Origin of the sequence: uncultured Chloroflexus sp. (genome assembly GCF_937951745.1) — a bacterium.
In the GTDB taxonomy this organism is placed as follows: Bacteria; Chloroflexota; Chloroflexia; order Chloroflexales; family Chloroflexaceae; genus Chloroflexus.
This window is the reverse complement of sequence record NZ_CALFBQ010000064.1, coordinates 18,434-33,886: the sequence shown is the minus strand read 5'-3', so window position 1 is coordinate 33,886 and position 15,453 is coordinate 18,434. Positions and strand designations below refer to the sequence as shown.

At 58.6% G+C, this 15,453-nt stretch carries 9 protein-coding genes and 1 pseudogene; 6 read left to right on the top strand and 4 right to left on the bottom strand.

Annotated elements, in window-relative coordinates; translation table 11 throughout:
• The 5 genes and pseudogenes from Q1A59_RS14915 to Q1A59_RS14895 all read left to right on the top strand — a co-directional run.
• Positions 1 to 163: pseudogene (locus Q1A59_RS14915) on the top strand (AMP-dependent synthetase); the annotation flags it as partial.
• Positions 164 to 374: 211 nt separating this feature from the next.
• On the top strand, positions 375 to 1,331 hold the full coding sequence (gene coaA, locus Q1A59_RS14910) for a type I pantothenate kinase (RefSeq protein ID WP_298482294.1): 957 nt from the start codon (positions 375 to 377) through the stop codon (positions 1,329 to 1,331).
• Positions 1,332 to 1,991: 660 nt separating this feature from the next.
• A complete protein-coding gene (locus Q1A59_RS14905; protein WP_299645189.1) occupies positions 1,992 to 4,646 on the top strand; it encodes a right-handed parallel beta-helix repeat-containing protein in 2,655 nt (884 codons plus the stop codon).
• 962 nt (positions 4,647 to 5,608) lie between these two features.
• Positions 5,609 to 6,589, top strand: a complete 981-nt coding sequence (locus Q1A59_RS14900) for a 2-dehydropantoate 2-reductase (protein WP_298405090.1) — start codon at positions 5,609 to 5,611, stop codon at positions 6,587 to 6,589.
• Positions 6,590 to 6,780: 191 nt separating this feature from the next.
• Positions 6,781 to 7,656: an ABC transporter permease gene (locus Q1A59_RS14895; protein WP_298405093.1), complete on the top strand. Its 876-nt coding sequence runs from the start codon at positions 6,781 to 6,783 to the stop codon at positions 7,654 to 7,656.
• A 6-nt stretch (positions 7,657 to 7,662) separates the two neighbouring features.
• On the opposite strand, the gene Q1A59_RS14890 is transcribed toward Q1A59_RS14895, so the two are convergent.
• The 4 genes from Q1A59_RS14890 to alr form a co-directional block, all read right to left on the bottom strand.
• A complete protein-coding gene (locus Q1A59_RS14890) occupies positions 7,663 to 8,517 on the bottom strand; it encodes an alpha/beta fold hydrolase (RefSeq protein ID WP_298405096.1) in 855 nt (284 codons plus the stop codon).
• Between the two features lie 30 nt (positions 8,518 to 8,547).
• Positions 8,548 to 10,836, bottom strand: coding sequence for a polyribonucleotide nucleotidyltransferase (gene pnp, locus Q1A59_RS14885; protein WP_298405098.1), 2,289 nt, complete (start codon positions 10,834 to 10,836; stop codon positions 8,548 to 8,550).
• 235 nt (positions 10,837 to 11,071) lie between these two features.
• Positions 11,072 to 11,341 carry a 30S ribosomal protein S15 gene (rpsO, locus tag Q1A59_RS14880; RefSeq protein WP_066791488.1) on the bottom strand — a complete coding sequence of 90 codons (270 nt, stop codon included), beginning with the start codon at positions 11,339 to 11,341 and terminating at the stop codon, positions 11,072 to 11,074.
• A gap of 464 nt (positions 11,342 to 11,805) precedes the next feature.
• Complete coding sequence (gene alr, locus Q1A59_RS14875) at positions 11,806 to 14,238, bottom strand: alanine racemase (RefSeq protein ID WP_298405101.1); 2,433 nt, start codon at positions 14,236 to 14,238, stop codon at positions 11,806 to 11,808.
• Between the two features lie 251 nt (positions 14,239 to 14,489).
• Here alr and Q1A59_RS14870 point away from each other — a divergent pair, with 251 nt between their 5' ends.
• Entirely contained in the window at positions 14,490 to 15,431 is a 942-nt protein-coding gene (locus Q1A59_RS14870) for a DMT family transporter (RefSeq protein WP_298405104.1), read from the top strand.
• Positions 15,432 to 15,453 lie beyond the last annotated feature (22 nt).

The following is a 15,453-nucleotide window of genomic DNA, read 5'->3' as shown; positions in this document are numbered from 1 at the left end:
CGAGGGGATGGAGGCCAGCGAACGCGAACTGCGCGACCACTGTGCCCGGTGGTTGGCCGATTTCAAAGTGCCGCGCGCGATCCATATCCTCAGCGCGTTGCCACGCGGTGCGACCGGTAAGCTGCAACGGATTACAATGGCCAAGACGCTGGGGTTAGCCTAGGCAGAGCGTTGCCATGGAGGGCGGCAGTTAGACCGCCATATGCCATAGGAAGGTGAACCGCCTGCCGTTCGCAACATGCTGTGAAAAGCTTTACAAGCCACGCCAAAATTGCGGTATGATAGTGTTATTGGCAAATTACAACGCATTGACTGCTCATCATCGCAACGATGCTGCCGGCCACCACCTCCGGCGTTGACACACAGGAAGCGGCATGATCCCCAAGCCTGAACTCGAACGGCGTCTCTCGCCCTACGTGAGTTTTTCGCGGTCGGAATGGTCGGCATTACGGAACGGCACACCCTTGCCGCTGAGCGCCGACGAGTTGGACTCACTGGTGAGCTTAAACGATAGTGTCTCAATGGAAGATGTCGCCGACATCTACCTGCCACTAGTGCGCTTGTTGCAGCTTTATTACGAAAACGCTTGCCGGTTGTATCAGGCGACAAGCTCGTTTCTTGGTTCGGTAACGGCCCGCGTTCCTTACGTGATCGGCATTGCGGGAAGCGTCGCAGTGGGCAAGAGCAGCACTGCCCGTATTTTGCAGGCGCTGTTGGCCCGTGGCCCCGATCAGCTCAAGGTGGATCTGGTGACAACCGATGGCTTTCTCTACCCTAATCGGGTGCTGCAAGAGCGGGGCATTATGCACCGCAAAGGCTTCCCGGAAAGCTATGATCGACGCCGGCTGTTACAATTCATCGCTGATATCAAGTCGGGGTATGGCCCGGTGACTGCGCCGGTTTATTCGCACTTGACATACGATATTGTCCCCGATCAGTTTCAGGTAGTCGATCACCCCGATGTATTGATCGTCGAAGGGTTGAATGTGTTGCAGCGCGGCGCCAGTACCCGGCGCGAACCGCAGCTCTATGTGTCGGATTTCTTCGATTTTGCGATCTATGTTGATGCTAATGAACAAGACCTCGAACGCTGGTATATCGAGCGCTTTTTGCAACTGCGTAAAACGGCATTCCGTGATCCGTCATCGTATTTCCGGCGCTACGCCGAGTTGAGCGAGGCTGAGGCGATTGCTACCGCTCGCCGGATCTGGCGCGAAATCAACTATGTGAACCTCAAACAAAACATCGAGCCGACGCGCTGGAGTGCCGATCTGATTTTGGTGAAGGGATCACGGCACGAGCTAGAGCGAGTATATTTGCGTAAACTGTGAAGGCAATGGCGTAGAGGTGCAACGTTGCGCAGGATGACGTGCAAAGGCGCACATCTGTCAGAGATATGAGGAAGTGGATAGTCGCTTACCCTTCATTATTGTGCATTTATAGATCGCTAATGATATGGAAGACATGCTGTCTTAACCATACAATATGCTTAGTCCGTGCGCGCCGTTGCGTTTATGAAAACTCTTAACGTCTCAGATTCTATATTGATGTTCTGCTGGTGATGTTGACCGTCGTTGGAGGTGACCCTTCATTTTTGATACGCTCGCATGAAAATAGGATGATATAGCAGAGTACTGTTCTTCACCATCCGATGCTTCCGATGTACCTGAGAAACACGATGGCTAGCCGCTCAAAGGCGATCACCTCTGGCATCTCTGATCATCACAACTGTCGCATGTAGATCATAGACGCCACTGGGCATAGTGCTTGCCGGAATAGCAGCCCCAAAGCATTTGTTCAAATCGGTTGTGTAGCTTCACCAGAAACGTCAACGATAGGATGTCCCAATGCCCTCGCGCACCTTATTTTCAATCGTGCTATAGCTGGTAGATTTCGTTGCGAACAGGCGTCATTCGCTACCATCCGACGTAGCAGAGCGGCAACTTGTTGGGTAATGCACCTATCACTCCTTTCGCGAAAGGCACAATGCGATGACAAATAAGGTGATCATTTGGTGTACATTGCTGGCAATAGGTTTCGTCTCCTGTATGTCTACGTCTATACCACAAACAACCGTAGCGCCTACTGACACACTCTCGCCGCCTTTGTTGCAGAACGGATTCGCCGTACCGCTCCAATGTTCCGATACCGAACCGTCGCCAATCACCGACCTCGCTGTGCGCCAACCGCCCGCCATGAGTGAACCTACACCGCGTACTGCCTTCCGCGACCCGGTCTTTGGCCGCTGCGTGATCCGCGTTACCGACCGCGTGAACGACAAAACTGAAGCGAGCGGGCTGAAGAACACCTATGCGCGTGTCCAGTCCTTCAATGCCGACGAGACTCGCATCCTTGTTATGAGCACGCAGGGCGGCTGGTATCTTTACCACGCTCAGACCCTTCAGCCGCTCGGCGCACTACCGCTCGGTATCGACCCACGTTGGAGCATGACCGATCCCAACATCATTTATTTTTCAGACGAGACGCGCCTGATGTCGTACCATATCGCCACCCAGCAGACCACTCTCGTCCACGAATTTGCCAATGATTTCCCCGACCAGCGCTTAGTCGCCGTGTGGGGACGTTATGAAGGTAGTCCTTCCCGCGATGGTCGCTGGTGGGGACTAATGGCTGAAGACGAACACTGGCTGACTAGCGCGCTGCTCGTTTACGACCTACAGATGAATCAAGTAACGGCCACGCTCGATACGCGCGGCTGGTCTGAAACTGCCCGCGAGATAGACAGCGTTACCATCAGCCCGTTGGGAAATTATTTCCTTGTCTCCATGGATGAATCCTGTGCGTTGGGGCATCTGGGCACGACCGCCAATCCCTGCGGTCTTATGGTGTATGACCGCGCCTTACAGAACGGGCGTGGCCTGCTGCGCATCATCGGCCACTCTGACACCGCACTCGACGCGCAAGGGCGTGAGGTCTTGGTGTATCAAGACATAGACACCGACCATATTGCTATGCTTGATCTAGCGACAGGCGCTGTCACCTCTCTCTGGCCGATTGATTTTTCCTCCACGAGAGTTGGTCTGCACTTCTCCGGACGTGCCTTCAACCACCCCGGCTGGGCGGTGATTTCTACCCACGACGGCGATGCCGTCTCGCATGCTTGGATGGACGACTCGGTCTTCCTCATCGAACTTGCAGCGAACGGGCGTGTCGTGCGCTTAGCGCACACATACTCGCTAGTGGATGAGAATCAAGAACACGATTACTGGGCCGAACCGCAAGCGACTGCTAACCGCAGTCTGACGCGCGTTCTCTTCACCACCAACTGGGGCCGTGCTGGAACTGAGCAGGTGGAGATGTATCAAATTTATGTCCCACCTGAAGCGTTCGCACGAATCCATTACGTCGCGCCCAACGGGAACGATGCTAACCCCGGCACCATTGACCGACCGTGGCGGACTATTCAAAAGGCGGCTGATACGCTGAACGCCGGTGAGATGGTCTATATCCGTGGCGGAACGTATCGTGAGCGGGTTGTGCCAAAACACTCCGGTAGCGCAGGGAATTTCATCGTCTACGCTGCCTACCCCAGCGAGACAGTCACGATTGACGGTAACGGCGTGGAAGTGCCACAGTACAGTGGTCTGTTCGACCTCTCTGGGCGCAGCTTTATCAAGATCAGTGGACTGCGAGTCGTCAACTCGGCGCAGGCAGGCATTTTTGCCGACACCGCCAGCCATATCGTGATCGAGCAGAACTATACTCACAACACCGTCTCTTCAGGTATTGGGGTTTGGAATAGCCACGACGTGATCGTGGCAGGTAACGAGGTTGTCTTAGCCTGCAACGATGGCGCGCAGGAGGATATTACCATCGCTGGAACGGATACCTTTGAAGTGCGGGACAACCATATCCACGACGGCGGCCCCGGTACCAATGGCGGCGAAGGGATAGATGTCAAAGACGGCTCCGCCAATGGCAAGATCTATCGTAACCACGTTCATCACCTGCCGCGACCGGGTATCTACGTGGACGCTTGGGACAAACACACCTATAACATTGATGTTTACCAAAACATTGTTCACGATGTACAGAACGACGGTTTTGCGCTGGCTTCCGAGAGGGGCGGGCTGTTGGAAAATGTCCGTGTGTATGCCAACCTTTCGTACCACAACCGCTATGTTGGAATCGCCATCACACGTAACGGCGACTCGGCGTTCCACCCGATGCGCGGTATCTCCATCGTCAACAACACAGTAAGAGGTAACGGTCTTGACGACTGGGGTGGCGGGATTACTGTAGACAGTAACGAAGCTGAAGAGGTGCTGGTGAGCAACAATATCGTCAGTAGCAACCTCTCGTTCCAGATTGTAGTGAGTGCAGGCGTTCGCTCGGTGGTGATTGATCATAACTTGATTGACGGCTTTCGCGGCGAAGAAGGCGAGACGCATGGGACAAACCATGTGGAAGGCGACCCGCGCTTCGTGAACCCCACTGAGGCAAACTATCGCCTTCAGTCTGACTCGCCCGCCATCGACGCAGGAGATAACGTCTCTGTTCCCGCTGGTGTTACTACCGACCTAGATGGCAATCCGCGTCTCGTTGGTGGGACAGTGGACATAGGAGCGTATGAGTTTCAGGAAAAGACGGTTTTCCTACCATTAATATTGCGAGACAAGCTATGATGGTGCGCCTACACATAGGTTTTGCCTCGCTATGCTCGGCTCGTCTTGGGATTGGTGTGCGTGCCGGTCTGCCTTTGTTCAAGCCTAGCGCTTCGGCCTCATTCTCCAGCCCTAGATGCGGTACAAGTGACCACTGATTTGCCTAAGTTGGGAGTGGTAGTAAGAGAGGGCTTTTATGGTGGAAACAATGCTTAGTTCGGTGTGACATTAAGCAATTTAACTACCAGCTAAATCATCAGTAAGAAGCTTAAATAGTTTATTGGTATGCGAATGGCGTTCAAGGTATTCCATGGCGTGCGAGTAGTCTCTCAGTCAGCTGGCAGAGCAGCCCGATCCGACGCAAGCACCGCGTTGTTGATCGGCACATTCAAAACGATCGTGAAAACCCCAACGTGACTGCCGCGAAGGGTGTGGTGTGTGCGGCCCGCGTCTCGCGCATGCGGTGCGTCAGCAACGGAACCAGCACCTTCGTCGCTACCGAACTGCACCGAGGGGGAAGATTTTTCACCGAACTGTAAAGGCTGCGTGTCTTACGTAGTCAATGACTAGGACGACTTAAACGACATGTTCTCGCTGAAGCAGTTGTCAACGACTCAATGGGGGGATTTTTATGAACGCCCTCCCCTAGATGGCGTCCAAGGTGCTGTCGCTCCTATCAGGGCAGGCATAGAGCCTGTATCGCTGCTCAGAGCATGGTCGGCGCGCCGTCGGTGGATAGGTGTTGCATGTTTGGGTGAGGGAACGCCTCATTTCGCTAGCGCAGGCTCCTGCTTTCGATCCGGATCGGGTCAAAGAGATGCTGACTGTCACCTTCATGGGCAACGTTATGCCTCTATGTTTATGCTATCCTGAGTTGAGTAGGGAAATGCAACCGCGCAACGGTTTGCAGGGAAGACCATAGCCTGTCGATTGTCCTTATATATCTTTTTAGCACCTGCACGTGCGAACAAACGAGGATTGATATGCGCATCTGCATTGTCGGGGCCGGCGCAATTGGCGGCTGGCTCGGTGCGAAGTTAATACAGGCTGGCGCTGAAGTGACGCTGATTGCGCGCGGCGCGCATTTAGCGGCCATTGCCGCGAATGGCTTGACGATACTCTACCGCGACGGTCGTCAAGAGGTGGTGCGTCCGGCGTTGGCCACTGCCGATATGACCGCCGCCGGCCCGCACGATATGGTGATCGTGGCGGTCAAAGCCCAGTCGCTGCCGGCGCTAGCTGCGCCGATGCGCGCGCTCTATGGCCCGGATACGGCGGTTGTCTATGCCCAGAACGGCATTCCATGGTGGTACTTCTTGCGCCACGGCGGCCCCTATGAAGGCCGCCGAATCGAGGCGGTCGATCCCGGCGGCGTAATCGCGGCCAATACTGAGATCGAGCGGGTGATCGGCTGTGTCGTTTACCCGGCGGCGGCGATCGAGCAGCCCGGCGTGATCCGACATATCGAAGGCAACCGGCTTACGCTCGGCGAACCCGACGGCAGCCGGAGCGAGCGGGCGCTCGGGCTGAGCAAGTTGCTCGAATCGGTTGGCTTGCGCGCACCGGTGAAAACCGATATTCGCAACGAAATTTGGCTCAAGCTGTGGGGCAATCTCTCGTTCAACCCGATTAGCGCCCTAACCCGCGCCACGCTCGACCGAATCATTGCCGATAAGGGCACCTACGCGCTGGTGGTGACAATGATGGCTGAGGCGCAGCAGGTGGCTGAGGCACTAGGGGTGCGGTTCCCCGTCTCGATCGAGCGCCGCATCCGTATGGCCGAAGAGATCGGCGCACATAAGACCTCAATGCTACAAGATATCGAGGCTAAACGTCCGACCGAGATCGATGCCTTGTTAGGGGCAGTGGTCGAACTCGCCGATCTGACCGGCGTCCCGACGCCAACTATGCGCGCGATTTACGCTGTCACGTCGCTGCTAGATCGGGTAAACTGCGGGCAGTGATAGCTATGCTACGATCTGGAGTGCGGCAGTTCCCCACCCGCCCCGCGGTCATTGTGAGGGCGCAAAGCGTCCGAAGCAATCTCCTGCGCAAGCGAGAGCCATCCCCGCAAGGGCGCAATTGCGCTCCTATCCGGTAGTGGATAATATAAGCATGCGCAACTGTTTCCATTTCGTGTCGCAAAGGAGTACCGATGCGTGAACTGATTGCCAACCCGGTACTAACTCGCGAACTGTTTGGCCGGATTCGCGGGCGTAATGCGTGGCTGATCTTGACCGGCTATTTAACCATCATCGGAGCAATCACCCTGCTGATCTACGCCGTCTTTGCCAATTCGGCTAGTATGAACGACCCGAATACAGCGCGTTCGATCGGCAAAGCGATCTTCTTTACCGTGATGACGGCAGCCCTTGTGCAAGTTTGCTTTCTCTCGCCGTCGCTCACCGCTGGCGCAATTGTCGGCGAAAAAGAGCGGCAGACATACGATCTTTTGCTGGCGTCGCTCTTGTCGCCGGCGCAGATTGTGACCGGCAAGCTAGTGTCAGCGATTGCCTTTGCCCTGTTGTTGATTATGGCCTCGCTGCCGATCGCTGGATTAGCCCTGATCTTCGGCGGCGTCACTGCCCAAGAGGTGCTGATCGGAGTAATAGGCCTACTAGTGACGGCGGTGAGTTACGCGGCAATCGGGTTGTTTTGGTCAACCGTGATGCGCTCGACGTTGGGGGCGACGGTCATGGCGCAGGGGACGGTGATCGCAATTCTGTTGTTGGTGCCGTTTCTGTTTTTTGTGATTTCGTTGCTGATTAATGCCTTTGACGGCCAACCGACCCCGCTCTACGTCTACACTATGGGCGCTTTTCTTTGCCTGCACCCATTCATTGCGCTAGGCATCACCGCCAGCGCACTTGAGATGGGCAGCGGCCCATGGTTGTGGGAAGTGCCATCATCAGTGGGCAATTTAACGGTACCATCGCCGTGGCTCGTCTACGCCGCGATAGCGGTGATGATTGCTGCGGGGTGTCTGTGGTTAGCGATCCGTGGGGTGCATCCAGACGAGGCGACGGGATAATCGCAATCATCCGATCCCCTGCATCCAGCGCGCGATGATCGCGGCTACCTCATCCGGCTTTTCCATCGGCAGCATATGACCTGCCTCAACCTCGGCCAAGGTGATGTGGGGCGCTACCCGGCGGAAACGGCGCCAGACCGAATCGGTGATCAACTCAGAGCGCGTGCCGCGAATTATCAGGAGAGGCCGGCGCAAGCGGCGCAAATCGCGCCATGCGTCGAGCGGTGATGAGGCGAAGATATGCGCCTCCCACAATTTCGGCCATGCCAGCGTATAGCCGTTGCCGTGCGGCTTCAGGCCGCCGCTGAGATAGCCTTCGAGTGCGGCGGGGGTAAAATCGGCAAACACACCGCGCCCCTGCCAACGCTGGCGGGCCTCGTCAATGCTGGCGAAATGGTCGCGGCGGCGCAACGCGCCTTGCGCCAGCGGAAAGCGATAACCTTGCCCGCTTTTGCGCAGCAGCCAGATCAGCACTTGGAAGCGGCGGCGAAAGAAGACCGGATCAATCAACCCCACCGCCCGAAACAGTTCCGGCCGCTCAACCGCAGCGTAAAGAGTTAAAATCCCGCCGAGCGAATGGCCGATTCCGATCACTGGTTCGTGCGCAACTGCTTGCAAGTCGGCCATCAGATCCGCCGCCAAATCGCGCCATGTCCCCCCCGGCTGCGCATCGCCATCGACACGCAACGGGCGTGGCCGGTAGCCGAGAATGCGCCCAAACGGCGCTAGACCGGCGGCGAGGGGGACATAGGCTTCTGGTGGGAAGCCATTGGCCGGCGCGATATGGATGAGACGGGGGCCGTGACCCCCGAGCTCACGATGAGTAGTGGCGGCGTTGAGCGCGATCATCGATGGTGGCAATGTGGTTCAGCGCAATATCATCAGTGGCGCTTAGTCATCACGCCGCCGTGGGCGCGGGCGATCGGCATCGCGGCGCGGGCCGCGCAATTCTTCGCGCAAGCTGCGCGGCTCTTCACGCCCGCCGCGCTGCTCATCCCGACCGCCACGCGACTCCTCGCGCGGACGCGGACGGGGCGCAGTGCCGGCTGCCTTCCGCTCTTCCGGCGTCTCACCGGTGAGCACTGCCCGCCGGCTGAGACTAATCTTGCCGGTGGTGCGGTCAATGTCGATCACCATCACATTGATCTCGTCACCGAGCGAGACCACATCTTCGACGTTCTCGACTCGTTTATCGTCAAGCTCTGACACATGTACCATACCGTCTTTGCCGGGCAAGATGTTGACGAAGGCGCCAAACGGCTTGATGCTTACCACTTTGCCAAGGAAAATGTCGCCGACTTTTGCTTCGCGGGTAAGACCTTCGATCATACTAAGCGCCTTCTTGGCCGCCTCACCGTCGGGAGTGGTGATAAAGACGCGACCGTCGTCTTCAATATCAATCTGGGCGCCGGTGGTATCGCAGATATTGCGGATCGTCTTGCCGCCGGGGCCGATCAGCGCGCCGATCTTCTCGACCGGAATCTGGATGGTCATAATCCGCGGCGCGTAGATCGACAACTCAGGCCGTGGCGCGCTAATCACCGCATTCATCTTATCGAGAATAAAGAGCCGTCCGGCCCGTGCCTGCGCAAACGCCTGCCGCATAATCTCGTAGGTAATCCCGGTCGTCTTGATATCCATCTGCAACCCGGTGACACCCTTAGCAGTGCCGGCCACCTTGAAGTCCATATCACCGAGCGCGTCTTCAAGCCCCTGAATATCGGTCAACACGCGCCAACGCCCATCTTCGCCAGTGATCAGGCCCATCGCCACGCCGGCCACCGGGGCCTTAATCGGCACGCCAGCATCCATCAGGCTGAGCGACGAACCGCAGACCGAGGCCATCGACGACGAACCATTCGACGAGAGCACCTCAGAGACGAGCCGGATCGTGTAGGGAAACTCCTCTTCGCTCGGCAGTACAGCGTACAGCGATCGCTCGGCAAGCGCACCGTGGCCAATGTCACGGCGGCGCGGCGTACCGAGCCGGCGTACCTCGCCGGTGCTGAACGGCGGGAAGTTGTAGTGGTGAATATAGCGTTTAGTCGTCTCGACTCCGAGATCATCCACCTTCTGCTCATCGCCGGGCGAGCCAAGAGTAGTAATGGTCAGCACCTGCGTCTGGCCGCGGGTAAAGACGGCTGAACCGTGGACGCGCGGCACCACGCCGACTTCGATGCTGATCGGGCGAATCTCATCGAGAGCGCGGCCATCAACCCGAATCCCTTCATCGAGGATCGCGTTGCGCACTTCATCCTTGAGCAGCTTCTCGAACGCCTTGCTGACCTCTTTGGTACGGTTGGGAATCTCTTCCTCCGGCTCATCGGCGGTAAAGTGGGCGATCACCTCAGCCTTCAGCGCCTCAGTCTGCGCCTCGCGCTCCTGCTTGATTGGGCTACGCACCGCTTGGCGCAAGCGATCACCCATCCACGTGCTGATAGCCTCTTCAAGCGAAGTATCAATGACCGGCGGAGTAAAGGGGCGCTTGGGCTTGCCGCAGAGCTGTACCAACTGCTCTTGCAGATCGCAGATCTGCTTGCAAACCGCGTGACCATCGATCACCGCCTGCAACATCTCATCTTCGGTCAACTCGTATGCGCCGGCCTCGACCATCAACACCGCATCTTTGGTACCAGCTACGACCAGATCGAGCCGGCTGTGCTCCATCTCGCCCATCTTGGGATTAACGACCAACTGGCCGTTGAGGTGGCCCATCTGCACCGCGCCGACCGGGCCGGCGAAAGGAATATCGCTGATCGACAGAGCTGCCGAGGCGGCGATAATCGCCAGCGGGCCGGGGTCGTTCTCCATATCGATCGAGAAGGTGGTGATAATCACCTGCACCTCGTTATAGAACCCCTTGGGGAAGAGCGGGCGCAGCGGGCGGTCGGTCAGCCGCGAGATAAGAATAGCGGTGGTAGTGGGGCGGCCTTCGCGTTTGAAGAAATTGCCGGGAATCTTGCCCACGGCATACATCTTCTCTTCGTAATCAATAGTAAGGGGGAAGAAATCGGTTCCTTCCCGCGCCTCTTTGGCGCAGACAACAGTGGCCAGCAGCATCGTATCGCCATACCGCGCTACCACCGCTCCATCAGCCTGTTCGGCGAAACGACCGGCTTCAAGGGTCAAGGTACGGCCAGCGATCTCCGCACTCACGGTATAAATCTTCCGTTCTGTCATACTTCCTTACAACTCCTGTAACTGGGGCGCCAGTGCGCCCCGCTGAAACCATGATGGCCGTGCGTTAGCGGCCGGGGCGCGGAGTTCGGCACTGGTGAATACGCGCGAGCGACTCACGCGCATGCGCCAATCCCGAACCACCGCGCCAGATAACTGCAAGCAAAGAGCGCCGGGCGGCGAATGCCGCTGGCGCCCTCGTTGACCTTAGCTTACACTGATGGTTGCCACTATCATATCAGCGGCGCAGACCGAGGCGATTGATAACATTGCGGTAGCGTTCACGATCCTTGGACTGCAGATAGTTGAGCAGCCGCCGCCGCCGCCCGACCAGCTTGAGCAGACCGCGCCGCGAGTGATGGTCGTGAATATGAACGCGCAAATGCTCGATCAACTGGTTGATCCGCTCGGTCAAGAGCGCGACCTGAACTTCGGGCGAACCGGTATCAGTCTCGTGGATCTGATAGCCGTTAATAATTTGCGACTTTTCCTCTTTTTCAAGCGCCACGAGCAGTTCCTCCTCGTGTAATCGCGCGCGGGCCGGCGCAGCCCGGCGTTCCTGATATAAGCGTCGCTATTATAGCATAGATCGTTGCGTTTTGCCAACTTATGTCGCGCACGCAGGGAGGTCTACGCAGCAGATGATGTTAACCATAGAGAGCGCGTAGGATTGGGCTTTTCTCCTGCGTCATTGGCGTCTCTTGCCGTAGCGCACTAGCCCGCCCCGCCGGTTGCGCAGTGGGATTGCTGGACGACAGAGTCAACGCCTGCGTGCCGGGGACGATAGTGTCCGCGCTGCGGAACCGGCCAAGGGCAGGTTTTTTACCGCCGAGAGCGCAGGAGGTGCAGGGAAAACAGGTCTCCCGCCGCCATATATTAGATGATCGGCGAGATTGTAGAAGGGAACAGCCGTAACAAGACCCAAAACGCGATATATTTGTGTCTTTTGAGTTTCTTTGCTATTCCATGCTACTAAATCTCACGCGGCACGCGCGGCAAGATGCCAGTCAACACTTCATAACTGATCGTGCCTAGCCAGCCGGCGATTTCATCCACCCCAATCGCATCATCACCCTGCCGTCCGATGATCGTCACCGTATCGCCGCGCTGCACTCCCGGAATATCTGTGACATCAACCATGATGTAGTCCATGCAGATGCGCCCGACAATGGGCGCACGGCGGCCTCGAATCAGCACCTCGCGCCACGGCGGCGACCGGCGGAGACCGTCGGCGTAGCCAACTGGGATGGTGGCGATGCGCGCTGGGCGCGGGGTGACGTAGACGCCGCCATACGAGATTGGCGTGCCGGCGGGATGCGCGCGCACTTGGGCAACTTCGCTGTAAAAGCTGAGAGCTGGGCGCATGCCGGGCAAGAGCGGCGCATCCGGGCTAGGGGCAAGGCCGTAGCAAGCGAGACCGGGCCGCACCATATCAAAGCACGCGGCTGGAAAGCGTAACGTGGCGGCGCTATTGGCCGCATGGACGATCGGCGGGCGCAAGCCGGCGCTGGTGAGTTCGGCTAGGATGGCCTGAAAGCGGGCCAGTTGTTGTTCAGTTGGAGCAGGATCGGCTTCGTCGGCGCGGGCAAAATGGGTGTAGAGACCGACTGGCTCGATGCCGGGGTGATTGCGGAGCCGGTGGAGAAACGGGCCTACTTCGGCAGGCGACAGCCCTAGCCGGGCCATGCCGGTGTCGGCTTTGATGTGAACGCGGGCGGGCCGGCTTAATTCCACCGCAGCGGCGCTGAGCGCCTGTGCGGTGTCGTCGTCAAAGAGTGTGATCATCAGATCAAGCCGGATTGCGTCGGCAACCTGCCACGGCGGGGTATACCCCAACACCAGAATCGGCGCGTTGATGCCTTGGGCACGTAACGCGCGCCCTTCGCCGAGCGTCGCGACGGCCAATGCCTCCGCTCCGGCAGCTAAGGCCGCCCGCGCTACCCGCGCGGCGCCGTGACCATACCCATCACCTTTGAGCACGATTATCAGCGGAACGCCGGCATGGGCGCGGAGGGCGCGGACGTTATCGGCAATAGCGGATAAATCGAGATGCACCCACGTCGGACGGCCCGGATCGCCGATCCGCACACTACGCCATGCCGGTTCTTGCCGCACCAGCGAGTGTTCAGGCGGATGATCGGCGGCGAGCAGTGGTGCGATTACCTGTTCGAGCCGTTCGCTTGCGCCGCCCGACACCAACACGAGATCGGTATTGCCCCGATCGGTGGGGAGTGCTGCCCGCGCTGCGTCGTTGGTGTCAACGACGTGAATGCTTACCGCCGGATTGGCAAGGCGTGCGGCGTGGGCCATCGTCGCCGCGCCGATCCCCTTGAGCACGAGGTAATCGGCGCTCTGCGCCGCATGCGCACCAAGTTCGGTCAAGATCGGCGTCGGGTCAATGGCCGGCAATTCGGTTGGCGCGCCTAACACCGCAATCCGCCGTCGCGCTGGTAAAGCGGCCAATGTTTGCAAGGCGGCTCGCATCGCCAGCGGCGTGGCATTGAAGCTGTCGTCAAGAATCATCTCCCCCTGTGCCCCCACTAAAGGCCGCAGGCGTCCTGCCGGCGCTACGAGCTGGGCCAACGCCTGTTGAATCGCCTCTGGCGCCACCCCGCACAAGCGCCCTACCGCCACTGCTGCCAGCGCCGCCGCCACGCCGGGAGGGCCGAGCAGCGGGGTGGTGATCGCGAGTTCGCCTTCACTGCCTTGGGCAATGAACGAGACGCCATCGTGTCGGTAATCAATCGCCGTCGCTCGCAGATCAATCCTGTTCGCACCGATGTAACGGAACGGTTCGGCGGCAATGAGAAGCTGTGCGCCTTGCTCAGCTAACCATGCCGCCATTGTTGGATCGGCGGCGGGCGTGATCACGGCAAGGTGGGGTGGAAAAGCGGCCGCCAGCGGGGCAAGATGCTCGCCGGCGAATTCGAGCACCGCATAGCGATCGCCGTCGCGCAGGCGGGCGAGTGCAATTGGCAATCCCAATAGCGAATTGAAATTGCGCCGGCTTTGGAAAGTAGTGGCCTGCCGGCTCAACACAGCGGCAATCGCGCGCCGGGCCAGCGTCTTGCCGATCCCGCCGGTCACAGCGATGACAGTGGGCTGCAGCGCGTGCAAGCGGGCGCTAGCCCAGCGCAGCAACAACGCCTGTGGCTCAGGACAGACGATCACCGTCGCGTTGCCGGCATCGTGGGGCGGGCGGCTGCACAACACACCTCGCGCACCGGCAGCAATTGCCGCTGGAATATAGTCGTGGCCGTCGGCCCGTGCTGTGCGGAGAGCGATAAAACATTCGCCGGCGCTGGTCAAACGCGAGTCGTAGCTCCAATCGGTGAAGGTATCGGTATGCACCGGGCTGGCCAATGCGCCGCCGGCGGCAATGAGATCGGCGAGATAAATCGGCATAGCGATGCTCCTAATGCCAACGAATGCCCATGCCAATATTATTCCCAACCACTCCGTTTCCTGCGCTGCGGCTCGTCATTGCGAGCGGAGCAACGCCATCTCTCGCGAGCACCGAACGCTCCCCTCAGTCTCCGTTCCCGCTGAAGCGGGGGATTGCCGCGCTAGCAGCCCTACGCCACCTCGCAATGACAATAGGGCATGCTCCCACCGCTTCGTTTATGGCTCAATCAACCTTTGTTATAATACCCGCTATGAGCAATTCATCCGCCACTGCAACTGCAACTCGCGCCGGAGTCTCGTGGCTCTGGTTGGCGGTTGCCCTCTTTGCCCACACCGGCTGGGGCGCTTACCCGGTGCTAGCCCGCTATCTCCAGACGATTAGTCACTTGCCGAGTATGGCTATTCTCAGCCTTGGCAACGCGATCGCGCTGCTTGTCTATCTCCCCTTCGCCTATCGCCATGTTGACCGCAAAGTCTGGGTGACGCCGATCATCTGGCTGTTTGCGCTGGTGGTGAGCGTGCGCGCGATAACGAACCTGACTTCAGCGCGCTTTACGCTGGCGATCTATGTGCAACTGATCACGCTGCTCACTCCGTTGATCGTTGCTCTAATGAGCAAGCTCTTCTTCCGCGAGCGGCTGCCGCCGTTTACGCTTCCCGCCATTACCCTTTCAATCGTTGGCTCATTGTTGCTGATGAGCGGCGATTTTGCCAGCGGTACGGTCTTGCGCTTGACAGCGAGCGATGTGGTGGGCATCGCGATGGCCTTTGTCTCGGCGTGCGCGCTGGCACTCTATATGATGCTGGTGCCGCGCGCGACTGGGGCGGGCAAGGTGCGGGCTGAAGCAATGCTGCTGATTCAACTGATCGCGCTGACTGTCACTTGCGGCGCAATGAGCCTGCTCTTGGGCGAGCCATGGCAGCGGTTTGGCGAGATTGGCTCGCGCGATTGGGCGGTGTTTGCGGCTTTCATCATCTTTGTCTTGCTGGGCGCGAACCTCGGCCAGATTGCCGCTTTGCGCCAACTCGGCGCGCCATTGGTGAGCAGCACCATGGGATGGCGGCTGGTAAGCGCGCTGGCGTTGGCTGCCCTGCTGCTCGGCGAGCGGTTGCAGAGTGTTTGGCAGGCGCTAGGGGCGGTGATCGTGTTGGTAACGATTACGGTCTATCTGCGCCGGCAGTATCGGGTGTGAGGGGGATGCGGAGGGAGCCGGG